Origin of the sequence: Mesorhizobium sp. WSM2240, assembly GCF_040438645.1 — a bacterium.
Taxonomy (GTDB): domain Bacteria; phylum Pseudomonadota; class Alphaproteobacteria; order Rhizobiales; family Rhizobiaceae; genus Allomesorhizobium.
On record NZ_CP159253.1, the window covers coordinates 1,780,859 to 1,804,046 of the forward strand.

Annotated in this window: 29 protein-coding genes and 2 tRNA genes; 23 read left to right on the top strand and 8 right to left on the bottom strand. The window is 61.3% G+C overall.

The genetic code is table 11. The annotated features are described in order from the left end of the window. The first annotated feature begins 276 nt into the window (after positions 1–276). From ABVK50_RS08520 to ABVK50_RS08590, 15 genes are all read left to right on the top strand, one after another. Positions 277–822: a hypothetical protein gene (locus ABVK50_RS08520; RefSeq protein WP_353641976.1), complete on the top strand. Its 546-nt coding sequence runs from the start codon at positions 277–279 to the stop codon at positions 820–822. A 415-nt stretch (positions 823–1,237) separates the two neighbouring features. Then, positions 1,238–2,455: a phage portal protein gene (locus ABVK50_RS08525; protein WP_353641975.1), complete on the top strand. Its 1,218-nt coding sequence runs from the start codon at positions 1,238–1,240 to the stop codon at positions 2,453–2,455. Further along, positions 2,448–2,807 carry a gene transfer agent family protein gene (locus ABVK50_RS08530; RefSeq protein WP_353641974.1) on the top strand — a complete coding sequence of 120 codons (360 nt, stop codon included), beginning with the start codon at positions 2,448–2,450 and terminating at the stop codon, positions 2,805–2,807. Before ABVK50_RS08525 ends, ABVK50_RS08530 begins: the two co-directional genes overlap by 8 nt. Further along, complete coding sequence (locus ABVK50_RS08535; protein ID WP_353641973.1) at positions 2,804–3,334, top strand: HK97 family phage prohead protease; 531 nt, start codon at positions 2,804–2,806, stop codon at positions 3,332–3,334. The genes ABVK50_RS08530 and ABVK50_RS08535 overlap by 4 nt, the downstream gene beginning before the upstream one ends. Then, complete coding sequence (locus ABVK50_RS08540; RefSeq protein ID WP_353641972.1) at positions 3,331–4,491, top strand: phage major capsid protein; 1,161 nt, start codon at positions 3,331–3,333, stop codon at positions 4,489–4,491. Before ABVK50_RS08535 ends, ABVK50_RS08540 begins: the two co-directional genes overlap by 4 nt. A gap of 57 nt (positions 4,492–4,548) precedes the next feature. Beyond that, positions 4,549–5,286 carry an Ig domain-containing protein gene (locus tag ABVK50_RS08545; protein ID WP_353641971.1) on the top strand — a complete coding sequence of 246 codons (738 nt, stop codon included), beginning with the start codon at positions 4,549–4,551 and terminating at the stop codon, positions 5,284–5,286. Between the two features lie 3 nt (positions 5,287–5,289). Beyond that, entirely contained in the window at positions 5,290–5,868 is a 579-nt protein-coding gene (locus tag ABVK50_RS08550) for a hypothetical protein (protein WP_353641970.1), read from the top strand. 70 nt (positions 5,869–5,938) lie between these two features. Next, on the top strand, positions 5,939–6,208 hold the full coding sequence (locus tag ABVK50_RS08555; protein ID WP_353647022.1) for an HNH endonuclease signature motif containing protein: 270 nt from the start codon (positions 5,939–5,941) through the stop codon (positions 6,206–6,208). Then, a complete protein-coding gene (locus ABVK50_RS08560) occupies positions 6,205–6,525 on the top strand; it encodes a hypothetical protein (RefSeq protein WP_353641968.1) in 321 nt (106 codons plus the stop codon). The genes ABVK50_RS08555 and ABVK50_RS08560 overlap by 4 nt, the downstream gene beginning before the upstream one ends. Next, positions 6,522–6,824 carry a head-tail connector protein gene (locus tag ABVK50_RS08565; RefSeq protein WP_353641967.1) on the top strand — a complete coding sequence of 101 codons (303 nt, stop codon included), beginning with the start codon at positions 6,522–6,524 and terminating at the stop codon, positions 6,822–6,824. The genes ABVK50_RS08560 and ABVK50_RS08565 overlap by 4 nt, the downstream gene beginning before the upstream one ends. A 1-nt stretch (position 6,825) precedes the next feature. Beyond that, positions 6,826–7,224 carry an HK97-gp10 family putative phage morphogenesis protein gene (locus ABVK50_RS08570; protein WP_353641966.1) on the top strand — a complete coding sequence of 133 codons (399 nt, stop codon included), beginning with the start codon at positions 6,826–6,828 and terminating at the stop codon, positions 7,222–7,224. 2 nt (positions 7,225–7,226) lie between these two features. Next, positions 7,227–7,634, top strand: coding sequence for a DUF3168 domain-containing protein (locus tag ABVK50_RS08575; protein WP_353641965.1), 408 nt, complete (start codon positions 7,227–7,229; stop codon positions 7,632–7,634). Further along, complete coding sequence (locus ABVK50_RS08580; RefSeq protein ID WP_353641964.1) at positions 7,634–7,951, top strand: phage head closure protein; 318 nt, start codon at positions 7,634–7,636, stop codon at positions 7,949–7,951. The genes ABVK50_RS08575 and ABVK50_RS08580 overlap by 1 nt, the downstream gene beginning before the upstream one ends. Before the next feature lie 2 nt (positions 7,952–7,953). Beyond that, positions 7,954–9,606: a terminase TerL endonuclease subunit gene (locus tag ABVK50_RS08585; RefSeq protein WP_353641963.1), complete on the top strand. Its 1,653-nt coding sequence runs from the start codon at positions 7,954–7,956 to the stop codon at positions 9,604–9,606. Between the two features lie 8 nt (positions 9,607–9,614). Further along, the gene (locus ABVK50_RS08590) at positions 9,615–12,362 is read left to right on the top strand and encodes a phage tail tape measure protein (protein ID WP_353641962.1); all 2,748 of its coding nucleotides are present in this window, start codon (positions 9,615–9,617) and stop codon (positions 12,360–12,362) included. 3 nt (positions 12,363–12,365) lie between these two features. Here ABVK50_RS08590 and ABVK50_RS08595 read toward each other — a convergent pair whose 3' ends face one another. Then, positions 12,366–13,244 carry a hypothetical protein gene (locus ABVK50_RS08595; protein WP_353641961.1) on the bottom strand — a complete coding sequence of 293 codons (879 nt, stop codon included), beginning with the start codon at positions 13,242–13,244 and terminating at the stop codon, positions 12,366–12,368. A 146-nt stretch (positions 13,245–13,390) separates the two neighbouring features. Here ABVK50_RS08595 and ABVK50_RS08600 point away from each other — a divergent pair, with 146 nt between their 5' ends. Further along, complete coding sequence (locus ABVK50_RS08600; protein ID WP_353641960.1) at positions 13,391–14,548, top strand: Shedu immune nuclease family protein; 1,158 nt, start codon at positions 13,391–13,393, stop codon at positions 14,546–14,548. On the opposite strand, the gene ABVK50_RS08605 is transcribed toward ABVK50_RS08600, so the two are convergent. Then, complete coding sequence (locus ABVK50_RS08605; protein WP_353641959.1) at positions 14,538–14,786, bottom strand: toxin-antitoxin system HicB family antitoxin; 249 nt, start codon at positions 14,784–14,786, stop codon at positions 14,538–14,540. The two genes, ABVK50_RS08600 and ABVK50_RS08605, sit on opposite strands and share 11 nt — an antisense overlap. 92 nt (positions 14,787–14,878) lie before the next feature. On the opposite strand from ABVK50_RS08605, the gene ABVK50_RS08610 reads away from it, so the two are divergent. The 4 genes from ABVK50_RS08610 (at position 14,879) to ABVK50_RS08625 (ending at position 16,467) form a co-directional block, all read left to right on the top strand. Continuing rightward, positions 14,879–15,028, top strand: a complete 150-nt coding sequence (locus tag ABVK50_RS08610; protein ID WP_353641958.1) for an Arc family DNA-binding protein — start codon at positions 14,879–14,881, stop codon at positions 15,026–15,028. After that, a complete protein-coding gene (locus tag ABVK50_RS08615) occupies positions 15,025–15,213 on the top strand; it encodes a hypothetical protein (RefSeq protein ID WP_353641957.1) in 189 nt (62 codons plus the stop codon). The genes ABVK50_RS08610 and ABVK50_RS08615 overlap by 4 nt, the downstream gene beginning before the upstream one ends. A 76-nt stretch (positions 15,214–15,289) precedes the next feature. Further along, entirely contained in the window at positions 15,290–15,427 is a 138-nt protein-coding gene (locus tag ABVK50_RS08620) for a hypothetical protein (RefSeq protein ID WP_353641956.1), read from the top strand. Further along, positions 15,424–16,467 carry a tyrosine-type recombinase/integrase gene (locus tag ABVK50_RS08625; RefSeq protein WP_353641955.1) on the top strand — a complete coding sequence of 348 codons (1,044 nt, stop codon included), beginning with the start codon at positions 15,424–15,426 and terminating at the stop codon, positions 16,465–16,467. Before ABVK50_RS08620 ends, ABVK50_RS08625 begins: the two co-directional genes overlap by 4 nt. Positions 16,468–16,566: 99 nt before the next feature. Here the strand turns inward: ABVK50_RS08625 and ABVK50_RS08630 are convergent. The 3 genes from ABVK50_RS08630 to ABVK50_RS08640 form a co-directional block, all read right to left on the bottom strand. Continuing rightward, positions 16,567–16,643 (bottom strand) — tRNA-Arg (locus ABVK50_RS08630). A 57-nt stretch (positions 16,644–16,700) separates the two neighbouring features. Next, on the bottom strand, positions 16,701–17,006 hold the full coding sequence (locus tag ABVK50_RS08635) for an ETC complex I subunit (protein ID WP_353641954.1): 306 nt from the start codon (positions 17,004–17,006) through the stop codon (positions 16,701–16,703). Between the two features lie 23 nt (positions 17,007–17,029). Continuing rightward, positions 17,030–17,106 (bottom strand) — tRNA-Pro (locus ABVK50_RS08640). Between the two features lie 345 nt (positions 17,107–17,451). Here ABVK50_RS08640 and ABVK50_RS08645 point away from each other — a divergent pair. Further along, positions 17,452–19,074, top strand: coding sequence for a glycoside hydrolase family 43 protein (locus tag ABVK50_RS08645; protein ID WP_353641953.1), 1,623 nt, complete (start codon positions 17,452–17,454; stop codon positions 19,072–19,074). 85 nt (positions 19,075–19,159) lie between these two features. Here ABVK50_RS08645 and ABVK50_RS08650 read toward each other — a convergent pair whose 3' ends face one another. The 3 genes from ABVK50_RS08650 to ABVK50_RS08660 form a co-directional block, all read right to left on the bottom strand. After that, a complete protein-coding gene (locus tag ABVK50_RS08650) occupies positions 19,160–19,834 on the bottom strand; it encodes an adenylate/guanylate cyclase domain-containing protein (RefSeq protein ID WP_353641952.1) in 675 nt (224 codons plus the stop codon). A gap of 160 nt (positions 19,835–19,994) precedes the next feature. Then, positions 19,995–21,626 carry a chaperonin GroEL gene (groL, locus tag ABVK50_RS08655; RefSeq protein ID WP_353641951.1) on the bottom strand — a complete coding sequence of 544 codons (1,632 nt, stop codon included), beginning with the start codon at positions 21,624–21,626 and terminating at the stop codon, positions 19,995–19,997. A gap of 58 nt (positions 21,627–21,684) precedes the next feature. After that, positions 21,685–21,999, bottom strand: a complete 315-nt coding sequence (locus ABVK50_RS08660; RefSeq protein ID WP_353641950.1) for a co-chaperone GroES — start codon at positions 21,997–21,999, stop codon at positions 21,685–21,687. 302 nt (positions 22,000–22,301) lie between these two features. Here ABVK50_RS08660 and ABVK50_RS08665 point away from each other — a divergent pair, with 302 nt between their 5' ends. Further along, positions 22,302–22,634, top strand: coding sequence for a helix-turn-helix transcriptional regulator (locus ABVK50_RS08665; RefSeq protein WP_353641949.1), 333 nt, complete (start codon positions 22,302–22,304; stop codon positions 22,632–22,634). 14 nt (positions 22,635–22,648) lie between these two features. Further along, entirely contained in the window at positions 22,649–23,158 is a 510-nt protein-coding gene (locus ABVK50_RS08670; protein ID WP_353641948.1) for an arsenate reductase ArsC, read from the top strand. The last annotated feature ends 30 nt before the right edge of the window (positions 23,159–23,188 follow it).

Consider the following 23,188-nt stretch of genomic DNA (forward strand, 5'->3'; position numbering starts at 1 on the left):
ACGGACCCGTGGGTTAATGGCGATCCCGGCAGGAGCGCCATTTTCGAGGGATTTCAATGGCATATTGTGGCTAACCCCGCCAAACCCGCTCATTGAAAGCAAAAGCGAATTTCCCCCGACTGCTAACCTCTTTCTCAGCCCTTGAAGCACGAAAGCCCCCGGTTCCGCTCCGGGGCTTTCACACCGTTTGGACGGTGCAAGGTCTGTAGAGGACCGTCAACACGATAGCACCGTTCGTCCCCGCCGCAAGGCGCACTCCATCAAGTGGGGCAAAGGATGAACCACCTGCAAAATCCCGCCGCTAAGGCGAAACTCAAAACCTACATCGCAGCCGACAAGCCGAAGAAGGAACGCAAGCCGAAAGAGATCGTCCACGAAATCGAGACCAAGGCGGACTTCGCCGGATGGTGTGCGCAGTTCCCCGGTCCCGCGAAGCTGTTCGGCATGATCGTGCGACGGTGGGGCGGCTCCACCGCGACCGCCCGCGACAGCAAAGGCCAGTGGGCGGCATACACGCATGATGAATGGTGCAAGGTCGCTGGCGTTGCTGCCGTATCGACGTTGAAGCATCGCCTCGACCGGATAGAGGAAGCCGGACTTATCGAGCGCGCCTTGCACCGGCACAATGGCACGGCGGTCAAATCCTTCATCCGTCCGACGCCCTTGGCTCTTTCCGTCACGAACGCCAAGGCGGAAGATTGGAAGCGCCTTGGCTTGTCTGCCCCCGTGAACGGCAAGGCGGCGGCTGGGAAACCAAAGGTCGAAAAGCCTGAAAAGACGTTCGGCGGGACGTTCGTGGTGAAGCCCAAACCAGAAGACTGACAGGGGGTTCCGACTAGCCAATCTCGGCGGTCCAGATTGGCTAGTCTGTTGGCTAGTCCATTGGCTAGTCGATTACACTAAGACACTCTCATTCACTTCGTTCATTCGAGCATCTTTATCCGGGATGTAAACATCCATTCCGTTCCGGCCTGTTTTCGCAAACAGGCTCGGAGTGCATTTTCCGAACCATGTTCGGGGAAGACAAGTCGCTTCGCTCCTTATCCCCTTCCGGGGAGCCATCCCCCCTGTAGTCCCCCCTTCCGCTGGGACGCATTCTGCACCAAGTCCGGTTTGACCGCTGCTCCCGCGCTTTGTAGGATGGCGGCGCTTAATCGACCTGCATCCCTCCGGTTTGCCTTAGAGTGTCGATAGAGCGGGGCGCACCCGCAAGCAAATCCAACGCTTGCAGGTGCGCATGTTCCACTTCTTCCGCGACCGAAAGACCGGATTGGCAGTGCAATCAATTGCACAAGCCGATGAAGTCCGTTCGCTTGCCGATCCTGCCGAATGGCTGCTGGACCTGTTCGGCGCGACCCCGGCCTTGTCGGGCGTTGCAGTCTCTCCCGCCACCGCCATGCGCTGCACAGCCGTCCGCGCCGCCGTGGAGGCGATCAGCGAGGGCATCGGCGGGCTTCCACTCCACGTCTATGAACGGGAAGGCGATGCCCGCGAACGCGCCCCGGATCATCCGGCCTATGCCGTCCTCCACGATCAGGCGAATGACTGGACGCCCGCGAGCCTGTTTCGAGAGCAAGTCACCCGTGACGCCCTGCTACACGGCAACGGCTTCGCGTTCGTCAATCGGCAGGAAGGTCAGCCCCGTGAGTTGATCCGGCTTCGCCCGGAAGCGGTGACGGTGGAGCTTGACCGCATCACGTCCGAACCCCTCTATCGCCTCAGCGAGGGCTCACAGCAGCGGTTCCTTGATCGGCGGGACGTGCTGCATATCGCTGCCCCTTCAATCGACGGCATAAGCGGGGCAAGCCCGGTGACGCAATGCCGGGAAGCCATCGCGCTCGCCATCGTCATGGAACGCCATGCCGCCCGCCTGTTTGGGCGTGGAGGCCGTCCGTCCGGCCTGCTGAAATTCCCTCAGCGGCTGGGAGCCGAGACGGCGAAGCGGATCAAGCAGTCATGGCAAGCTGCCCATGCTGGCGAGAACTCAGGCGGAACCGCCGTCTTGGAGGAAGGCGGAGAGTTTCAGGCGCTCACCCTCAATTCCGTAGACAGCCAGTTCCAGCAGCTTTGGCAGCATTCCATCCTCGAAATCTGCCGAGTGTTTCGCGTACCCCCGCACCTCGTATTCGAGCTTGGACGGGCGACATGGGGCAACGCCGCCGAAATGGGCGCGACCTTCCTTCGCTTCACATTGATGCGCTGGATCAAGGCATGGGAGGGCGAAATCCGGCTGAAGCTGATCGCCCCGGAAGACCGCGCCCGGTTCTATGCCGAGTTCCTAGCGGACGACCTGTTGCGGGCCGATCTTGCCGCCCGCGCCGATGCTTACGGCAAGCTGATCGCCGCCCGCGTCCTGAACCCGAACGAAGTCCGGGCGATGGAGAACCGCGCCGCTTATGCGGGCGGGGACACCTTCCTGAACCCGAACACGACGGCGGGAGGTGGCAATGCCTGAAGCGTCCGCACACCGCCAGTTCTTTGGGGACGCGGAACGCAACTTCCGGCTCACCCCCGAACTCATTGTCGAGCTTGAACGCAAGGCCGGCGCGGGCATCGGCGGATTGTCCCGCAGGTTCTTCAACGGCGACTTCCGCCACCAAGAGCTTTTGGAAGTCGTGCGCCTTGGACTGATCGGCGGCGGGGAGCGCCCGGAAATCGCCGCCAGCCTGGTCGCCGCATACGCCGCCCCGGCTCCAGTGATGGAGCTTTACGGCTTGGCCCTGCCGATCATCGAAACAGTCATGTTCGGTTCCGTGCAATCAATTGCAAACGACCTTCCCGGCGAACATCGGGAGGCCGCAGAATGACCCCCGATCTTCTGGAATGCGAAGTCCGGTTCGCGCCGCCCGCCGATGACGGCACGATTGAGGGCTTGGCTGTCCGCTTCGACGTGCTGGACAGCTACCGCACGACCTTCGACCGCCGCGCCTTCGCATGGGATGGCAAGCGCCTGCCGCTGCTTTGGAGCCACGACCGCAATGAGGTTGTCGGCAGCGTCCGCGCCGTCACCATGGAAGCGGACGGGCTGAAGGTGCGCGGCAAACTGAACCTCGACGTTCAGCGGGCGCGGGAAGTGCGCGCCATGCTGATCGAAGGCGACATATCTGGCCTGTCTATCGGCTTCCGCCGCCTGAAGGACGAAGCCCGCGCCGGGGGCATCCGCCACATCACGCGAGCCGAACTTGTCGAAGTGTCCTTCGTCGCGCTGCCATCCGTCCCCGGTTCAGGCGTGACCTCAGTCCGCGTCCATCAAGTCGAAACAGGCCGCGCGAGCGCAGCGGCCTTTGTCGCAGCCTGCCGCAAGGCCTCGCGCTCATTGGAGAAGTTGAAATGACCCGCCATGCCAAAATCGAGACCCGCAGCGCGGAGCCGATTGAAACCCGTGATGACGATCCGCTTGCCGCCGCCGTTCAGGGCGTCGAAGAACTCCGCACCGCTTCGGAACAGTTCCGCACCCAATTGGACACGCGTCTGACAACCGAACTCCGGGGCATCACCGAACGCATCGCGGGCATCGAAACCCGGTTGAACCGTCCCGGCACGGGCGGCACGGAAAGGCGCGATGACCGGGATGCGGAACGCCGCGCCTTCGATCACTATCTTCGCCATCACGGAACCGAACGCTTCCGGGCCGATGAAATCCGTGCGCTGAACACGTCAGACGATGGCGCTTTGGTCCCGGAGCATTTCATCAGGGAAATCGTCCGGGACATCACCGAGTTCAGCCCGATGCGGCAGCTTGCCCGCATTACCAATGCGACCGGTTCAAGCGCCAAGCTGCCCCGCCGCCTCACCAAGCCCACGGCTGGCATCGTCGCTGAAGGGGCCGCAACGACGGGCAGCGAAAGCACCTATGGCGAATGGGACATCCCGATCTTCGAAATCCGGGAGCACACGGACATTTCGAACCAGATGATCGAGGATAGCGGCTTCGACATGGAAGCCGAAATCCGCGCCGACCTTGCCGAAGCCTTCGGCGAGAAAGAGGGCAACCTGTTCTTCACCGGCACGGGCACGGGCGAAACGCTGGGGCTGCTGAACGACCCCGATTTCCAGACCGTGGACGCCGCCGCCATCGACATAGACGGCGATGAACTGATTGACCTGTTCTATGGCGTCAAGACCACTTACAGCCGCCGTGGCGCGTGGGGAATGAACCGGGGCGTCATCAAGGAAGTACGCAAGCTCAAGAATACGAACGGCGATTACCTGTGGTCCGACAGCATCGCCGCCGATCAGCCGCCGACATTCTTGGGCAAGCCCGTGGTGGAGGTTCCCGCCTTGGGCGACGTGGCCGCCAACGCCATCGTTGCCGTGTTTGGCGATTGGGATCGCGGCTTCCGCATCCTTGACCGCATCAACATGTCCGTCCTTCGCGACAATTTTACCCGCGCCGCGAACGGACAGGTGCGGTTCCATGGACGCCGCCGCGTTGGCGGCAAGCTGATCCAGCCGCAAGCCCTGATCGGCTTGAAGATGCCCGCCGCCTAAGCGTCATTGGCGGCGGACGCTCCCGCCGCCTTTCTCCCATTTTGAAAGGCAACTGCAATGACCATCAACACGACCGCGAAGGCCAAGGTCTTCATCGGCAATCCCAACGCCACCATCGCCCTGTTGGCCGAGTTTGAGGCCGAAGACTGGACCGAAATCAAGGAAGTCGAAGACCTTGGCGAGTGGGGAGCCGAAGGCACGGAAGTCACTTTCATTTCCCTTGCCGACAGTCACACCCGCCGCCGCAAAGGCTCGATTGACAGCGGCACCGTCGCCCTGATCGTCGGGCGCGACCCGCTTGACCCCGGCCAGACCAAGGCCCGCGCCGCCGTGGAAGAATGGCTTCCCTATGCGTTCAAGGTGGAGCTGAACGACAAGCCGACGCCAACCGGGGAAAACACGGTCTTCTATTTCCGCGCTCCCGTCATGTCCGCCCGCAATCAGTTCGGCACGGCGGATGACATTACGAAGACGACGTTCAGTCTCGGCATCGACGGGGCCATTCTGGAAATCCCGTCCGCCGTTGTGGTGGCATTCTTGCCAGCGGCGGGCGCGCTGCCCGGCGCGACACAGAACACCGCCTATAACCAGACCATAGCGGCATCCGGTGGACTTGGCACCGTCTCCTATGCGGTGACGGCGGGGGCGCTGCCGGCAGGGCTTACGCTGAACGCCGCGACCGGCGCTATCAGCGGGACGCCAACGGCGGTGGAGAATGCCAACTTCACCATCACCGCGACCTATACGGGCAGCGGCGAGGCCGAAGCCGCATACACGCTTGCCGTGACGGCGTAAGCCATGCGGCTGGCGGATGAAATCACCATCACCATCGCGGGGGAAGCCGTCGTGCTTGTCCCCGCGTTGCGTCATGCCATCCGCCTTGAACGCCGCCCCGGTTCCTTCTCCGGCCTTGCCCGCGAGATCATAGACGGGAGCCTGTCCGCCGCATGCGACATCATAGGCGATCACACGGACATGCCGTTCTTGGAAAGCCGCGTCCTAGACGAGTTGGACAGGCTGAAGGAACCGCTGCTGCAATATGTGATGGCGCTTGCCGGGATAGACCCCGAAGACAGGCCACATGCCGACGCAACGCGGCAGGGGAGGAAGCCAAGGGACATCCCGTTCAAGGAGTATCAGGCGAACCTCTACCGCATAGGCACGGGATGGCTTGGCTGGACGCCTGAAACGGCGCTTGACGCCACCCCAGCCGAAATCTTGGAAGCCTATCGCGGCAGGCTGGACATGCTGAAGGCGATCTTCGGCAGTTCGGAAGAACCCGACGATAAGCCATCCCCGCTTAGCCTGGACGATAAGTTCAAGATCGCGTTCGGTTCCTTCGGTACGACCAAGGTTCACCGGAAGAAAGCGGCATGACATGCCGATACGCGCCCCTTCCATTCGAGCATGCGGATGCGTCCTGTCCAGCGGGGAGCGTTGCCAGCACATGATTGCCGCAGACCGGGAGCGCAAGGCCCGTTTCGATCAGCAGCGACCCAGCGCCCGCCAACGCGGCTATGACAGCAAGTGGGATAAGGAACGTGCGGCCTATCTGAAGGCGCATCCCCGTTGCGTCCGCTGCCCGTCGCCCGCAACCGTCGTGGATCACGTCACCCCGCACAAGGGAGACAGGCGCCTATTCTGGTCCCGGTCCAACTGGCAACCCCTGTGCACCCCCTGTCATTCGAGCGGCAAGCAGCGAGAGGAACGGCGATGACCAAGCGCGTCAGAACCTACACCTTCGCCGGCAAGACCCTGACGCTCCCGCAATGGGCCGATGAAGTCGGAATTAAAGCCGCCACGCTCCGCGACCGCATAGGCGAATGGAAGTGGCCGCTTGAACGGGCGCTAACCGAACCCGTCATGACTGCCGATCAGCGCACAGTCTACAACCACAACCGCCGCATAATCCGCCGCATTACAGCCTTCGTCCGTACCGGGGGGTATGAAGCAACTTTCCACACTCCCTCGGGGACCGGCGCGGGGAGCGTTCCGGGCGATTTGCAATCCGACAGCCGGGGGAATGCGCCATGACAGTCATCACTGTTGCGGACATCAAGGCGCATGCGAACATCACCATTGACGATGACGACGCGCTGATTGGCGACAAGATCGCCGCCGCCGAAGCTTGGATTGCCAAGTTCATCGGCTCACCGCTGGACGACGCTGTCGCCTTCCCGGACGGCACACCCGAACCGCTGAAGGAAGCTGTCCGCCAGCTTGTCGCGCATCTTTATGAGAACCGGGAAGCCACGCTTGTCGGCGTGACCATGAGCGACGTGTCCCCCGGTCTCTTCGACCTCATGGCACCCTATCGGGAATGGTGCTTCTGACATGAGCGTCCAAACCCAAAGGCTCAGCCGCCTGAACGCCATCCCGAAGGCGGTGCGCAAGGCCGTTCAGCCCGCCTTGGTTCAGTCGGGTAATGAGCTGGCCCAGCGCATGAAGGCGCTGGCACCGGAAGACACCGGGGCGCTGAAGGACAGCATCACCGCAACGCGCCCCGGCCAATCGACGCCGCCCTATTCGCAGCCGGGCGGTTCTCGTATCGCGGCGGAAAACAAAGTGCTTGTGACAGCGGGCAACACGGATGTCCGTTACCCGCATCTTGTCGAATACGGAACCGCCCATGCCGCCGCCCAACCGTTCTTCTGGCCCGCATTCCGGCTGTCCCGGAAGAAGATCGCCAACCGGATCAAGCGGGCCGTCAAGAAGGCCGTGCGGGAGGCGTAACAGTGGAACCCTCCCTTGACCTTCAGAAGTCTTTGCGCAACCGGCTTGTGGCTACGTCCGCCGTAACGGCGCTGGTTCCGGCAACGTCGATACTGGACCGCAATGCCCGCCCCGAACTGGACAACGCCATCATCATTGGCGAAGGCCAGACGCTCCCCGATGAAGGTCTTGCCCGCCACCGGCATCAAGCCTTCGCAGACTTGCATATCTGGCGGAAAGAAGTTGGGCTTGCCGGGAGCAAGCAGATAGCGGGCGCAATCAGGGACGCGCTGAATGATGGTCCGTTGACGCTGGACCATTTCCGTATCGCGGACCTACGCATCGCCAGCACCCGCTTTCTACGCGACCCGGACGGCATCCATTCGCACGCCGTCATGTCCCTTGAAGCCCGTCTTGTGGAGCTGGCGTGATGCGGGCGGGCAAACTTGACCGGATCATCACGATTGAGCGGGCCACGACCACCGTGGACGACTACGGCACGCCGGCTGAAGGCTGGGCGATCCTCGCCACCATTCGGGCGCAACTCATTCAGGGGACAGCGGAAGAATTCATACGATCCTTCGGCACAGCGACTGAAAGCGCCGTCATCTTCCGCATCCGCTATCTGGACGGCATCACTCTTGCCGACCGCGTGACCCATGCCGGGCGCACCTTCGACCTGAAGGAAGTGAAGGAACTCGGCAGGCGCGAAGGCTTGGAACTCCGCTGCCTCGCGACGGGGCAATAGGGATGCCCGTCATCATCAAGAAAAAGCCCGTGCAATCAATTGCACTGAACCCGTTCCCGGACGTTGCCGACCCGTTCGGGTATGGGCAACGGGCGGTTGATTTCCTCCGCGACCTGAAACACCCGAAGTCACGGATGCCGGATAAGGCGTTTCAGCTTGACCCGTGGCAGGAAGAAATCGTCCGCCGCATCTATGGCCCGTGCGACGATCAGGGACGCCGTATCATCCGCAATGTCGTGATGCTGCTGCCCCGTGGCAACCGGAAGACCTCGCTCGGCGCGGCGCTTTCTCTCTTGCACACCATCGGGCCGGAACGTGTCCCCGGTGGCGAAACCATCATGGCCGCCGCCGATCAGAAGCAAGCCAAGATCGGCTTCCGCGAATGCGAGGGCATCATAGAGGCCGGGGGGCACATGTGGCGGAAGGGGCAGGCCAGCCGCCGCTTCGACGCCGCCAATCATATCAAGCTTCAGGAGTACAAGAACCGGATCAGCTTCCCGGACGGATGCACCCTTGAAGCCCTGTCCAATGACGCCGGAACCCAGCACGGTAGGACGCCCGTCTTCGCCTTGGTGGACGAACTCCACGCATGGAAGAAGCGTGAGCTTTGGGACGTGATCCGCACTGGATTGGTGAAGGTTCCGGGATCCCTGCTTGTCGTCATCACCACGGCGGGACGCGGGCAAGAGAACATCGCCTTCGACATTATCGACTATGCCCGCAAGGTGGCGCGTGGGGAGATTGACGACCCGTCCACGCTGCCCGTCCTGTTCGAGACGCCACGCGATGCCGACTGGCAGGACGAAGCCGTATGGCAGGCCGTGAACCCCGGCCTGAAGCATGGCTATCCCGATCTTGCCGCGCTTCGCCAGCTTGCCCGTGAAGCATCGCAGCGCCCAGCCGATCGGGAGGCATTCCGGCAACTCCACCTCAATGTGTGGCTGGACCATTCGTCCGACCCATTCCTTGATATGGCTGTCTATGACGAAGGAGCCGAACCCTTCGAACTTGCCGACATGGAAGACGAGCCCTGTTGGCTGGCGGTGGACCTGTCCAGCAATTCGGACCTCACTGTCATTGTCGCTTGCTGGCGTGACGGGGAAGACGGTTATCGGGTTTGGGCATGGTTCTTCTGCCCGCGAGACAATCTCCACCGCCGTGCGGAGCGGGACGGGGTTCCCTATCCGCTATGGGCGGAACAGGGCTTTATTGAACCGACGCCCGGCAATGTGGTGGACTTCCGCGCGGTGGAAGACACGATCCGTGACCTTTGCGACCGCTTCGACGTGCGGGAAATCGCCTTCGATCCGCATCTTGCCCGCAACATGATGAACACGCTTCGGGAGGATGGCTATCCCGCCGTGGAGATGCGGCAAGGCTGGGTGACGATGGCACCGGCCATCAAAGAACTAGAAAGGGCGATTGTCGGCGGACGCTTCCGCCATGGCGGGCATCCGGTTCTTCGCTGGAACTTCGACAACATCGCCGTGGAGACGGATAAAGCCGGGAACAAGGCATTCCACAAGGGCAAAAGCCGCGACCGCATAGACGGGGCCGTTGCCGCCGCCATGGCCGTCGCCCGCGCCTCTACCGGCGAAGACACACGATCAATCTATGACAGTGACGAGCGGGCCGAAGGGCTGCTTGTGTGGTGAGGTGAGCCGTGGCCCGTGAAACAGAACAGCTTGTTGTCAGCCTTGAAGCGCGCATCCGCGATTTCGAGCGCAATTTCCAGAAGGCAGGCAAGACCGCTAACGACAACTTCGACCGTATAGAGAAGCGGGCGAAGCGTTCCGGCGACGTGCTGGAAAGATCGCTTGGCGGGGCCGCGTCCCGCGCAGGGGCCGCGCTGAAGACTTTCGGCACGGGGTTCGCGGGAGGCATCCTTGGCGGGCTGACAGTCGGCGGGCTTCAGCAGATTGCGGGCAGCATCCGCGACGTGGCGAACAGCGTGGCGCTGATCGGCAGCAACGCCAAGATGGCGGGACTGACGAACAAGGCGTTTCAGGAACTCTCCTATGTCGCGGAGCAGTCCCGCATAGGCGTGGACACGCTGGCGGATGGCATGAAGGAACTTCAGCTTCGCGCTGACGAATTCATTGCCACCGGAGGCGGGCCAGCAGCCGAAAGTTTCCAGCGTCTCGGCTTTACCGCCGAAGAACTGAAGACCAAGCTGAAAGACCCGTCCGCCCTGCTTGTCGAGATCATCGGCAGGATGGAACAACTGGACAAGGCGGCGCAAATCCGCGTGTCCGACGAACTGTTCGGCGGCTCCGCTGGCGAACGCTTCGTGGAGCTTCTGGACAAGGGCGCGGCGGGCATCCGCAAGATGATCCAAGAGGCCAACGAGTTCGGCCTTGTCCTGTCCGATGACGTGATTGCCCGCGCCGATGAAATCGACCGCAAGTTCAACCTGATTTCCCGAACGATCAGCACCCGCCTGAAAGGCTCCATCGTGGAGGCGACGGGGGCGCTGCTCGAATGGTTCGATGGCTTCAACGCAATCGAGGCACAGCAGACGCGCACGCTCGGCAATGAACTTGCCGATATAGGCAAGCGCCGCCTCGACATCGAAAACCAAATCCTGAAGCTTCGCGGCGACAAAGACAGCACCATCGGCGGGGCGTTGTTCGGCGGTGCATACGACAAGCAGATAGAGCACCTTGAACGGGAAAGCGCCGAACTCCACGAAACCGAACAGCGCATCTTGAAGGTGCTGGGGGAACGCTCATCGGACGCCGCCGACGCGGCCAAGGAAGCCGCCCCGGAAGTCGGCAAGCTCAATTCGGCCATTCAGGATACCAGCACCGCCACGGGCGGCGCGGCAAGCGGCCTGAACAGCTATGCCGACGCCATCCGCGCCTTGAAAGGGGAAATCCCCGAACTGGCGGAACAACTCGCCACGCTGGACGCCAGGGCGAAGATTGACAGCACCTATCGCGCCGCCCTCCAGAAGGCCCGGACGATAGGCGAAGTTCAGCAAGCCAATGTCCTTCGGGACAAGGCGCTGGGGGCGCTCGCCAGCAAGGATGCACATTCAGCCGCCGACAAGGGCATGCTCGACCTGATCGGCTTTGCCGAAGGGACTGATAAGGGACGCGGCTATAACGAGACGCTTGGCTATGGCGCGTTCTCCGGGGGAGCCAAGAACCTTGTCGGCATGACGCTGGACGAAATCGACGCCCTGCAATCGTCCATGCTTCAGCACCCGGACAACACGTTCAATTCGTCGGCGCTGGGGCGATACCAGATCGTTCAGAAGACCCTTCGCGGGCTTCGCAACGAAATGGGCTTGTCCGGCTCCGAAACCTTCTCTCCCGAATTGCAGGACCGGCTTGCGCAGCAGCTCTTGCGCCGTCGCGGCAATGACGTGGGAGGGCTTCGGAACGAATGGGAAGGGCTTCGCCGCATAGACGACGCCACCATTCGCCGCGCCTATGACGGCAATTCGCTTCAGGCTCCCGCCGTCGATCCGGGCATGCAGGCCAATCAGGACGCCCAACAGCAGCAGGCGGACGCCGCCCGCCAGCAGGCCGAAGAACAAGCCTCAGCCTATTCCCGCATCATCATGGGGGCGAAGGAATACGCCACCGCCCAGCAGCAGGAACGGCAAGCGTTGTCCATGACCGGACAGGCGGCGGCAGCATTCCGTGCCGAACAGGACATGCTCAATCAGGCCATGCAGGCGGGCATTCAGCTATCGCCCCAACAGCGGCAGGAAATCCAATCGCTCGCCCAAGGCATGGCGTCCGCCGAAGCCGCCACGATGCGCTTTGCAGAGACGCAGGAACAGGCGGCGGAACTTTCGCAGATGTTTGGGCAAACCGCCGTGGACGCCCTGCATGGCATCCTCACCGGCTCCATGACGGCGGAAGAGGCCCTTGCCAATCTCGGCTCCCAACTGCTGAAGATGGCGCTTCAGGCGCTCTTGCTGGGGCAAGGGCCGCTTGCCAGCATCGGCGGCGGTGGAGGCGGCGGCGGGCTGTTCGGGGCGCTGCTAGGCGGGCTGTTGGGTTTGGCCGAAGGCGGGCGCGTCCGGGGACGGGGAACGGGCACGTCTGACAGCATCCCGGCCATGCTGTCCGATGGCGAGTATGTGGTGAACGCAAAGGCCACGCGGAAATACCTGCCCGCGCTTGAAGCCATCAACAGTGGCAAGGCTCCCGCCTTCGCCACGGGCGGCATCGTCGGCAGGAACAGCTTCGCTAACACCTATGCGCCGAACCTCAGCATCAATGTTGCGGGTTCCGGCAATGCCCGACAGGACGCGCACCTTGCGCATCAAATCGCGGACCATGTGGACCGGGCATTGAAGGCCAATCAGCCGAAGGACGGCTTCCGGCGCTCACAGGGGCAGGTGCTGGGGGAAGCAGCACGCATGCTTCAGCGAGCCGGAGCGCGGCAGGGGTGACTATCAATCGGCAGAAGGAGAAGTGGCTTCAGAACGGCCAAAATGCTGCCACTCTGCGTCCGTCAATTTGATCGGCGTTAGGGAATACTCGCAGTCGAAACCATTGTTGTCACTGTAGTATCCCGTGTAAATCCATATCGACGGAAACGGTACTGCCTCTAAGAAGTCGCTTAGTTTCGCAGCAGCATCAAACATTTCATCCGGTTCGCTATGCGTCGTCAAATTGTCGATCACTAGGATCGTGCGATCTTTCCCGGTGTGTCGTTTAGCCGCCTTTTTTTGGATTGCGTTCCTAATCCCGGCTTCAAGATCAAGGTGCGGATTGATAGGAGGTCGCATGAAAAGCCTAGGCCCGGAGTTCTGCTCCTCATGCAATGTAAAGAGCTTCTGCTTTCCCGCTTTGCCCCCAATTTCTTCGAGGATGTGTTTCGGTACGCTTCCGGGGAAGCTCTTTTCTAACTTGAGCACTTCGTACCCGCGTACTGTCCCTTTGCCCATCAGCGTGGCAAATTCGTTCTCCGCACGTATCGCCTTCAGTAGACCTCTATCAGCCATCCGGCAGATTTCGAGGAAGAACGTGGTGCCATCATGCATCACATACTCGAAATCCCACGGGCAGTCTCGTCCCACTATGTAAAATTGAGGTTGTTCTGACTGGTCTCGATAGTGAATTTCGGCATACTGGCGTGCGAATTGAAATGCTACAATCTCTTCTCGATGTCGATCGTCAAGGACATTCAGCCTAACGACTTCTTTTATGCTGCCATCCCGGTCTATGAAGACATGTCGCGTAAAATTTTGCTTTCCGTCAAGATCGAGATTGGGCGAATACGTCCGACCTGGGCCGCGCAAAATTTGAGATGAAAATGCACTTCCGGTCATCATGACACCGTAGTTAGGTGAAGGCGCAGCCGTTGCGTTTTTAGCCCTTGGTCCCGCCCTCCGGCCTCCATCGCCGCCGAAGCTGCTGTCGTTGACGGTTTCCCAGTTTACACCGAAGTATGGTCTTTCCGAAGGGGAGGAAGTCCGTGTCTGAAAACGATGCCGAATACTTTAAGCTACGCAAGGAGGGGAAAATCTACCTCTCCAAAGTCTTCACGCATGGCGCGGTCAATGAACAGCGCAGACGCTTCGCCCACGCTGTTTTCGAGGGGACGGAGCGTGCAGTCCTAGGAGAGGTGGAAGGCGCACTTTGCTTGCGGCTTACGGGCGACCAGCGCAAGACACAGGTCACTGCATTGATTAGCCAAGACGACGCAGCTATTCGGCGCATAACGCTACAAACCTTTAAGTCCCGTGCTGGCGGCTGGTACGAAGGCTACGAGAAGGAGGCTTTCACTTTCAGGGCTGACGAATTTGAACGGCTCTTGGAGTTCCTTCGCCGATTGAAATTCATCGACTTGTCCAATGAAGAGCGTTTCCAGATTGAAGACCTATCTGAAGCTGCCGGTCCGAAGATCATCACCGATGCAACCGACCGGGCGCTGATCGGCAAAATCAAGAAGCTCGATGCCAACGAAAGGGAACGCCTCTTTCGGTCCCTCCACGACAATCTAACTCAGGAGGAAATTAACCTACTGCTTGGCCGCCGACAGGCTCTTGAGCAATTTGACGCCCAACTTGCTTTGGGAGCGTGGTCTGAAGCAAATTGGCAAGACTTCTTTGAGGCCCAGAATTGGGTCTTTGGTTATGGTCTTGACTACAGGATCATGCGACAGTTCGACCGGGAAATGGTTGTCGGTGCAGGCGGCACGGACAACCGTGAAAAGCCCACGGTCGATTTCCTGATGAACTTCACGGACTACACTGTACTGGTGGAGATCAAGCGACCTGACACGCCTATATTCCAACCTCAGAAGTCCGCCCGTGCGGGAACGTGGCGGTTCAGCGCCGACTTCATGGATGCAATCTCGCAAGTCCTAGAGCAAAAAGCGGAGTGGCTTAACGCGGCACAATCCGGCGAGCATTTCAACAAGGCGGGCACAAGCCGTTTGGAGGCCAGAACCCGCGACGCCAAGACAATACTGGTCATCGGAAATCGTGCGGAATTTGGTCGGTCGGGCAACGTACGCGAAACCAACATCAAGCGTGATACGTTCGAGCTGTTTCGGAGGGACACGCGGTCAATTGAAATCGTGACGTTTGACGAACTACTTGAGCGGGCAAATTTCATTATCAAAGAGTAGTTTTAGCTTTTCTCGTCTTACCTTCCAAAGCGTCAAGTCGTTCCTCGACCTCCTTTAAGCGCCGAAGGATTGCGCCATCGTTTGCTTGATCCTCGGTGACATAGGCCCCGCCTACCGAGGCGTTTAGCCGGTCCACAATCAGTTGATTGAGGGATACCGCAGATGCCTTCGCCTCTTTGGAAAGGGCGGTGTGAACCTGCAACGGCAGGCGCACGCTTAGTTTCATCCACACCGGCATAGTTTGCTCCTAACCCGACGCTGCCGCCAGAATGACCTTGACGCGCCAGTAAAGTGCCACCACAATATGGTGGCACATATGGAGGCACTGAGATGGACGATAAGGTCAAGCTCACGGCACGTCTACCCGCCGAACTGTCGGCATGGATCGCAAAGCGAGCGGCACAAAATGAACGGTCGCAGAACCGAGAGATCATCGCGATTTTAAAGGCTGCGAAGGCGACCGAAGCGAGGGCTGCATGAGCAGCACCCTAGTCACGATCAGCAAAGACCTGCGCGGTATCTACTGGGCGCATAAGATCGGCAAGCATTTGGCATCAAAGACCCACGCTGAAGCCAAGGCAAGTGCGAAGCAGCTTTTTGATGCGGCAGGCGGTGAAGGAAAAGCCGAAATCAGAGACCTGACCGGCGAAGCTAACGATGACTAAGCCGCCGCTCCCCTTCATCGCGAAAATGATAGCGCAACGCCCAAAGCCCAAGTCCGCCGTGCCGACGATGAGACGGATGACGAAGGCCATAGAGGCGATGGGCAAGAGCGTCGGCGGCTACGAAATGCGCCCGGACGGCGCGGTGCGCGTCTTGATCGCTGACGCCGCGAAGCCTGCCGACGAACCCAATCCGTGGGACGAGGTGCTGCCATGATCCGGCACAAGAAGCCGCAATATGTACACGTCTACAGTGACCGGCACGGCAAACCCCGTTGTTATTTTCGTCGCCCCGGCCAGCCGCAAATCCCCTTGCCGTGGCCAATGTTCACAAAAGAATGGTGGCTAGCCTATGACAAGGCCAAAGAGGGCGCTCCCGCCGATCCGCCGTTGATTGGCGCATCCCGCACCAAAGCTGGCACCGTGACCGCGCTCGTTGCCGATTATTACGCTTCGTCCCTGTTCACGGCCTTAGAGAGCTCGACGCAGGCTGCCTATCGGAACCAGCTTGAACGCTTTCGGCAGAAGCACGGCGACAAGCCGGTTGCGCTTCTAGAAGCCAAGCACGTCGATATGATCTTGGGCGAGGAAGCGGCCAAGTCCAAGTCGATGGCGAGCAACCTTCGCAAGCGCCTTGCTACGCTCATGCAGTGCGCGGTGAAATGGAATTACCGCCGGGACGACCCGATGCGCCTTGTGGACCGGGTGAAATACAAGACGGCGGGCATTCGCACATGGACCGATGACGATCTTGCCAAGTTCCGCGCCCGTTGGCCGGAAGGCTCACCACAGCGTGTCGCCGTTGAAATCCTTCTCTACACCGGCCTTCGCCGGTCGGATGCGGTGCGGCTTGGACGCCAGCACGTTCAGGGCGACCATATCGTTATCAGTACGAAAAAGAGCGGTGAAACCGTTCAGCTTCAAATCCCGGTGCATCCCGACTTCCGGGCATTCCTCGATACGATCAAGCACGGCCACCTGAATTTCATCGTGACCGGACGCGGCTCGGCTCGCACGGAACAAGGCTTCACCAACTGGATCATCGAAGCCGCACGGGATGCCGGACTACCCCCGAAAAGTTCGCCTCACGGGGTTCGCAAGGCGGCATGTCGCATGCTGGCGGAAGCCGGATGTTCGGCGCTGGAAATCATGTCCATCACCGGCCACCGAGACATCAAGGAAATCGAACTCTATTGCCGCGCAGTCAATGCGAAGCACCTAGCCGCAAGCGGCATCAAGAAGCTGAAAGGTGCGTGACGGTGAGAACAAAGGGAACACGAAAATTGGCTAACCCCGGAACCGGGTTAGCCGAAATCGCCGGTAAGGCGTTGAAAAGTCTCACCCTCAAGAGGGGAATGGCGATCCCGGCAGGATTCGAACCTGCGACCATCGGCTTAGAAGGCCGGTGCTCTATCCAGCTGAGCTACGGGACCGCACGCCGCCCTTGCGGGCCGCGTCCGCCACGGCGCGCCTGGCGCGGGAATTCGCGCTCAATGCGTCCAGGGGATCTTGCGGTCATAGCGGAAATTCTCCGCATAGGAAATCTGCCGGCGCTTGGCTTCCTTCGGCTCCTGCACCCTGAAAGCGATGCCGTGCTTCTGCGCATAGGCGACGGCCTCTTCCTTCGTGTTGAAGGTGAGGCGGATCTGGCTCTTCATGTCGCCGGAGCTGGTGTAACCCATCAGCGGGTCGATCTTGCGGGGCTCTTCGGCGTCGAACTCGAGAACCCAGAAGCCGGTCTTGGCCTTGCCCGACTGCATGGCGGTCTTGGCGGGGCTGAAAATGCGCGCTGACATCAGTGCCTCATCATCTGGTTCGCTGGTCGGAGTGGCAGGATTCGAACCTGCGACCCCCTGATCCCAAATCAGGTGCGCTACCAGGCTGCGCTACACTCCGTGCCGACGCTCGGCGCTGAATTCCCTAGAGTTTCCGCTGTTCTGGCGCAAGGCCAGAACAGCGTGACCACGCCATAAATGGGGATAAATCGTATGGAGCGATACGGATTGACGCCGAAATCCCACGGAAATCCCGTCAGCGTCAAAACATTCTTCTCGGATTTGACCACCGATTCGTGGTGGAAATCGCCCAGAAGAAATCATTCCTGCCGATCGGTCATCAAGGTCTTTGCCACGGCGGATCGACACGCTAGGGAAGAGAACGTCGGCAGCGAGGCGCAATCTGCGCGGGAGGCCGATTCCAATCTCCGGCGGCCTCGGTCTGAGCGCCGCTCGCAAGCCACAGGTGATGCCGATGATCCGTAATCCTATCCTGCCCGGTTTCAATCCAGATCCGTCGATCTGCCGCGTCGGGCAGGACTACTTCATCGCCACCTCGACCTTCGAATGGTATCCCGGCGTCCAGATCCACCATTCGACCGATCTCGTGAACTGGCGGCTGGTCAAGCGCCCTCTCGATCGCGCCGCCCAGCTCGACATGCGCGGCGCTCCCGATTCCGGCGGCATATGGGCGCCGTGTCTTTCTTATGCCGACGGGCTGTTCTGGCTGGTCTATACCGACGTCAAGCGGCTCGACGGCAATTTCAAGGATGCGCACAACTACATCGTGACGGCGCCATCGATCGAGGGCCCATGGTCGGATCCGGTCTATATCAATTCGAGCGGCTTCGACCCGTCGCTCTTCCATGACGACGACGGCAGGAAGTGGTTCCTCAACATGGTCTGGAACCATGTCTCCACCGGCGTCGGCGGCAGCCCCAAGCATCCATCCTTTGCCGGGATACTTCTGCAGGAGTACGATCCGGCGGGCAAGAAGCTCGTCGGGCCGGTCAGGAACATCTTTGCCGGCAGCCCGCACGGGCTGGTCGAGGGGCCGCATCTCTGGAAGCGCAACGGCTGGTATTATCTGACCACCGCCGAAGGCGGCACCGGCTACGGCCATGCCGTCACCATGGCCCGCTCGCGTGACATTGGCGGCCCGTATGAGCTTCACCCCGACACGCACGTCATCACCTCCAAGGACGCGCCGACAGCCGTGCTGCAGCGCGCCGGCCACGGTCAGATCGTCGAGACGCCGGACGGCGCGGTCTATCACACGCATCTCTGCTCGCGGCCTTTGCCGGGACTGCGGCGCTCGCCGCTCGGCCGCGAGACGGCTATACAGAAATGCGCCTGGGGTGAGGACGGCTGGCTGCGGCTCGAGAAGGGCGGACCCGTGCCGGAGGTCGAGGTGCCGGCGCCCGCTGCGGCTTTGCGCAAGCCACGCCCTGAGACGATTCGCCATGATTTCGACGGCGCAGAGCTGCCGCTCGATTTTCAGTGGCTGCGAACGCCTTATCCCGAGCGGCTTTTCTCGCTATCCGGAAAGTCCGGCGCTCTACGCCTCTTCGGGCGCGAATCGATCGGCAGTTGGTACGAGCAGGCGCTGGTCGCCCGGCGGCAGGAAGATTTCTCCTTCCGCGCCGAAACCGAACTCGCCTTTGCGCCGGAGAGTTTCCAGCAGGCGGCCGGGCTGACGCATTATTATAACCGCCACAAGTTCCATTTCCTGGCCGTCACGCATGACGCAAGCCGCGGCCGCGTGCTCACCATCCTGTCCTGCCCCGGCGACTGGCCGAACGGCAAGCTGGACTTTCCGCTCGCCGAGCCGCTGCCGCTCCGCGGAGAGCGTCCGATCGGTCTCGCCGCGGAAGTGGCAGGCGACACCTTGCAGTTCTGGTATCGGGAAGGCGGCGATTGGACGAAGGCAGGACCGGTGCTGGACGCCAGCGTCATTTCCGACGAGGGCGGCCGCGGCGAGCATGGCTCCTTCACCGGCGCCTTCGTCGGCATGGCCGCTTTCGACACGAGCGGCTCCGGCATGCCAGCCGATTTTGAATATTTCAGCTACATCAGGCGCGAGGAGTGAGGTGACGGTCTGGCCACTCGCGGACTTTGCGCATCAAGGGATAATGGTCGACGCGGGCGGGTTGGGCCGGAGGACGGCAAGCCTCTCATCGAGGCAGCGGATAGGTCTGCGGCGACTTGCGATACGCCTCTTCGCATTGGGGCGAGCAAAACCACGGGCCGTCCGGGGCAGCCCGCCGATACGATGCATAAGGAGCATGCATCTTGCACACCGGATCGATCCAGGCCGGGTCTGGCGACGGGGCAAGCTCGATCTCGTAAAGAGGGACTTCATCGGCTACCGATCTAAGCGCCATTTTTCCGAGATCACGCACCACGATTCCTTTGGCGGCAGCCGTCTCGGCAATTGGTTGAGTAGCAAGCAATTGACCGGGGGCTGCAAGCGCGGCGATGCGCGCTGCTATGTTGACGGTCGATCCGAATATATCACTTCCCCTGCGGATGACCTGCCCATGGTTCAGCCCTGCACGCGTTAGCGGCAGGCGCGGCTCTTTTCGGCATGCCTGCAACAGTGTCCCGAGAACCTGGATCGCGATTTCCGGCTCGGGAAACGAGAGCATCGCCTCATCGCCGATCCATTTGATCGGCGGTTCATATCCGTCCAGGGCTTCGCGGACCATTTTCTCGAAAATGTCGAGCACGTCTATCGCGGCTGCGTCTCCGTAGACGTCCGCAATGGCGCTGAATCCGGCAAGATCTATGAATGCGACAGTAGCCGCCGCGCCGGCGGAACTCTGTGTCGGGCTCGCATGGCGTTCCATCGAGATTGCTTAACGCCGATCGCATCGAGTTTCAAATGCAGCCGTCAAGGCGAACTGGCGCTGATCCCAGCCGCTGGGGGAACATTGCTGCAGACCAGCTCCGCATTCTTATAACCTCAATGCAGGTCCACGCCCGCTGCGGGCGTGGACCTGCGCCGTACTAGAAGTCCATACCCGGGCCGCCCGGCATGGCCGGAGCGGGCGTTTCCTTCTTCGGCTTCTCGGCAACCATGGCCTCGGTGGTCACCAGCAGGCCGGCGACCGACGCGGCGTCCTGGAGCGCGGTGCGCACGACCTTGGCCGGGTCGATCACGCCCTGGCCGTAGAGATCGCCGAACTCGTTGGTCTGGGCGTTCCAACCATAGCCGAAGTCGGCGTTTTCGCGCAGCCTGCCGACGATGATCGAGCCCTCGGCGCCAGCATTCTCGGCGATCTGGCGCACCGGCCACTCGATCGCCTTGCGTACGATTTCGACGCCGGTCTTCTGGTCGGGATTGTCGACCTGCACCGTCTCGAGCGCCTTGGCGGCCCTGAGCAGCGCCACGCCGCCGCCGGGCAGGATGCCTTCCTCGACCGCCGCGCGCGTCGCATGCAACGCGTCGTCGACTCTGTCCTTGCGCTCCTTGACCTCGACCTCGGTCGAGCCGCCGACGCGGATGACGGCCACGCCGCCTGCAAGCTTGGCCAACCGCTCCTGCAGCTTCTCGCGGTCGTAGTCAGAGGTGGTCTCCTCGATCTGCGCCTTGATCTGCGTGACGCGGCCCTGGATCTCGTCCTTGCGGCCGGCGCCGTCGACGATTGTGGTGTTCTCCTTCTCGATCACAACCTTCTTGGCCCTGCCGAGCATCTCCAACGTCACATTCTCGAGCTTGATGCCGAGATCTTCGCTGATCGCGGTGCCGCCGGTCAGGATCGCGATATCTTCCAGCATGGCCTTGCGGCGGTCGCCGAAACCCGGCGCCTTGACCGCCGCGACCTTGAGCCCGCCGCGCAGCTTGTTGACCACCAGCGTGGCGAGAGCCTCGCCCTCGACGTCCTCGGCGATGATCAGCAGCGGCTTGGCCGACTGGACCACGGCTTCCAGCACAGGCAGCATGGCCTGCAGGTTGGAGAGCTTCTTCTCATGGATCAGCACATAAGGTTCATCCAGCTCGACCCGCATCTTGTCCTGGTTGGTGATGAAATAGGGCGAGAGATAGCCGCGGTCGAACTGCATGCCTTCGACGACTTCGAGTTCGGTCTCGGCGGTCTTGGCTTCCTCGACGGTGATGACGCCTTCATTGCCGACCTTCTGCATGGCCTCGGCGAGGAAGCGGCCGATCTCGGCGTCGCCATTGGCCGAGATGGTGCCGACCTGCGCGATCTCGTCATTGTTGGTGACTTTGCGGGCGTTGGCCTTCAGCTCGGCAACGACCGCTTCCACGGCCTTGTCGATGCCGCGCTTCAGGTCCATCGGGTTCATGCCCGACGCCACCGCTTTGGCGCCTTCCTTGACGATGGCCTGGGCGAGCACGGTCGCTGTCGTGGTGCCGTCGCCGGCGATGTCGCTGGTCTTGGAGGCGACTTCGCGCACCATCTGCGCGCCCATGTTCTCGAACTTGTCCTCGAGCTCGATTTCCTTGGCGACGGTGACGCCGTCCTTGGTGATGCGCGGGGCGCCGAACGATTTGTCGAGAATGACGTTGCGGCCCTTGGGGCCGAGCGTCACCTTCACCGCATTGGCGAGGATGTCGACGCCGCGCAGCATCTTCTCGCGAGCGTCGGTGTGGAACTTCACTTCCTTGGCAGCCATTGGATCACTCCTTCGAATAGGCAGCTTTCATTGACTGGTGGTTCGCCGTCAGAACCCGTCAGGCGGCGTTCTTCAGTTCGGCGGTGTTCTCGATCACGCCCATCACGTCGCTTTCCTTCATGATGAGCAGATCCTCGCCGTTCAGCTTGATCTCGGTGCCGGACCATTTGCCGAACAGGATACGGTCTCCGACCTTGACGTCGAGCGGCTGAAGCTGGCCGGCTTCGTTGCGCGCGCCGGGTCCGGTGGCGATGACTTCGCCCTCCTGCGGCTTCTCCTTGGCGGTGTCGGGGATGATGATGCCTCCGGCCGTTTTCTCGTCGACCTCGACGCGGCGAACCAGAATACGGTCATGCAATGGACGGAACGTCATGTTGCTCTCCTCATGGACAAACAGATTTGAGGTCCCTGCGCACCGGGCCGGCAATATCGGGCGGCGCGGGGAGCCGCGACCCTTGTTGAGGCGCCGCGCGATTATCGAGCTAGTTTGGAAATTTCAGCTTTCAAGAGGCTCCGGCAAAAATTTTGGCACTCGCGACCGACGAGTGCTAACTCGCCGTGAACCCGTGGCAGTCCGGGGCCAGATTGAAGGCACGCAGGCCAACACCGCAGTTGCGCTATCGTCATCCATCTGTTACGTCCTCCTTAATCTAATTAATCTGGATTTGTGGATACATGGATAAAAAGGCAGCGCTCGCCAGCCTCTCCGCGCTGGGCCAGGATACGAGGCTCGAAGTATTCCGGTTGCTGGTGCGCGCTGGCACCGAAGGTATGCCGGCCGGCGAGGTCGCAACCTCCCTCGGTGCGGTGCAGAACACCATGTCGGCGCATTTGAAAGTGCTCGATCACGCCGGCCTGGTGCGCGCCGAACGCGACGGTCGCACCGTACGCTACGTCGCCGACATGACCGGCTTCCGCGATCTTTTGGCCTACCTGATGGAAGATTGCTGCAATGGTTCGCCGGAGCTCTGCCAGCCAGTGATCCAGGCCGTCACCTGCAATTGCTAGGGAGATTTTCGCCGATGAGCGACCAGCTTTTCAACGTATTGTTTCTCTGCACCGGGAATTCGGCCAGGTCCATTCTCGCCGAGGCGATCCTGAACCGCGTGGGGCAGGGCCGTTTCCGGGCGTTCTCGGCCGGTTCGCAGCCGAAAGGCGAGGTGCATCCCTACGCCCTCCAACTTCTCACGAGCCTCAACCATGATGCTTCCTTTGCCCGCTCGAAAAGCTGGGAAGAGTTTGCCGCCCGGGGCGCGCCGGAGATGAACTTCGTCTTCACCGTCTGCGACAATGCGGCGAACGAGGCCTGCCCGGTGTGGCCGGGGCAGCCGATGACAGCGCATTGGGGCGTGCCGGACCCCGCGGCGGTCGACGGCACCGAGGCGGAAAAGCACCTCGCCTTCGCCGACGCATACCGCATGCTCAACAACCGGATCTCGATCTTCACCAACCTGCCGATGGCCAGGCTGGACCGGCTCTCGCTGCAGAAGCGGCTGGACGAGATCGGGCGCAATCTGCCCGAGGCCGGCTGACCCGAGGAATACGAAATGACAGACCGCACT

Bases quoted from the DNA above. Each gene is read 5' to 3' on its own strand.
- ABVK50_RS08540 (WP_353641972.1), top strand. From the start codon at position 3,331: ATGACCCGCCATGCCAAAATCGAGACCCGCAGCGCGGAGCCGATTGAA.
- ABVK50_RS08625 (WP_353641955.1), top strand. From the start codon at position 15,424: ATGATCCGGCACAAGAAGCCGCAATATGTACACGTCTACAGTGACCGG.
- ABVK50_RS08605 (WP_353641959.1), bottom strand. From the start codon at position 14,786: ATGCCGGTGTGGATGAAACTAAGCGTGCGCCTGCCGTTGCAGGTTCAC.
- ABVK50_RS08610 (WP_353641958.1), top strand. From the start codon at position 14,879: ATGGACGATAAGGTCAAGCTCACGGCACGTCTACCCGCCGAACTGTCG.
- groL (WP_353641951.1), bottom strand. From the start codon at position 21,626: ATGGCTGCCAAGGAAGTGAAGTTCCACACCGACGCTCGCGAGAAGATG.
- ABVK50_RS08660 (WP_353641950.1), bottom strand. From the start codon at position 21,999: ATGACGTTCCGTCCATTGCATGACCGTATTCTGGTTCGCCGCGTCGAG.
- ABVK50_RS08650 (WP_353641952.1), bottom strand. From the start codon at position 19,834: ATGGAACGCCATGCGAGCCCGACACAGAGTTCCGCCGGCGCGGCGGCT.
- ABVK50_RS08550 (WP_353641970.1), top strand. From the start codon at position 5,290: ATGCGGCTGGCGGATGAAATCACCATCACCATCGCGGGGGAAGCCGTC.
- ABVK50_RS08620 (WP_353641956.1), top strand. From the start codon at position 15,290: ATGACGAAGGCCATAGAGGCGATGGGCAAGAGCGTCGGCGGCTACGAA.
- ABVK50_RS08670 (WP_353641948.1), top strand. From the start codon at position 22,649: ATGAGCGACCAGCTTTTCAACGTATTGTTTCTCTGCACCGGGAATTCG.
- ABVK50_RS08555 (WP_353647022.1), top strand. From the start codon at position 5,939: ATGATTGCCGCAGACCGGGAGCGCAAGGCCCGTTTCGATCAGCAGCGA.
- ABVK50_RS08580 (WP_353641964.1), top strand. From the start codon at position 7,634: ATGCGGGCGGGCAAACTTGACCGGATCATCACGATTGAGCGGGCCACG.
- ABVK50_RS08665 (WP_353641949.1), top strand. From the start codon at position 22,302: ATGGATAAAAAGGCAGCGCTCGCCAGCCTCTCCGCGCTGGGCCAGGAT.
- ABVK50_RS08530 (WP_353641974.1), top strand. From the start codon at position 2,448: ATGCCTGAAGCGTCCGCACACCGCCAGTTCTTTGGGGACGCGGAACGC.
- ABVK50_RS08635 (WP_353641954.1), bottom strand. From the start codon at position 17,006: ATGTCAGCGCGCATTTTCAGCCCCGCCAAGACCGCCATGCAGTCGGGC.
- ABVK50_RS08520 (WP_353641976.1), top strand. From the start codon at position 277: ATGAACCACCTGCAAAATCCCGCCGCTAAGGCGAAACTCAAAACCTAC.
- ABVK50_RS08565 (WP_353641967.1), top strand. From the start codon at position 6,522: ATGACAGTCATCACTGTTGCGGACATCAAGGCGCATGCGAACATCACC.
- ABVK50_RS08595 (WP_353641961.1), bottom strand. From the start codon at position 13,244: ATGACCGGAAGTGCATTTTCATCTCAAATTTTGCGCGGCCCAGGTCGG.
- ABVK50_RS08545 (WP_353641971.1), top strand. From the start codon at position 4,549: ATGACCATCAACACGACCGCGAAGGCCAAGGTCTTCATCGGCAATCCC.
- ABVK50_RS08570 (WP_353641966.1), top strand. From the start codon at position 6,826: ATGAGCGTCCAAACCCAAAGGCTCAGCCGCCTGAACGCCATCCCGAAG.
- ABVK50_RS08615 (WP_353641957.1), top strand. From the start codon at position 15,025: ATGAGCAGCACCCTAGTCACGATCAGCAAAGACCTGCGCGGTATCTAC.
- ABVK50_RS08560 (WP_353641968.1), top strand. From the start codon at position 6,205: ATGACCAAGCGCGTCAGAACCTACACCTTCGCCGGCAAGACCCTGACG.
- ABVK50_RS08585 (WP_353641963.1), top strand. From the start codon at position 7,954: ATGCCCGTCATCATCAAGAAAAAGCCCGTGCAATCAATTGCACTGAAC.
- ABVK50_RS08525 (WP_353641975.1), top strand. From the start codon at position 1,238: ATGTTCCACTTCTTCCGCGACCGAAAGACCGGATTGGCAGTGCAATCA.
- ABVK50_RS08535 (WP_353641973.1), top strand. From the start codon at position 2,804: ATGACCCCCGATCTTCTGGAATGCGAAGTCCGGTTCGCGCCGCCCGCC.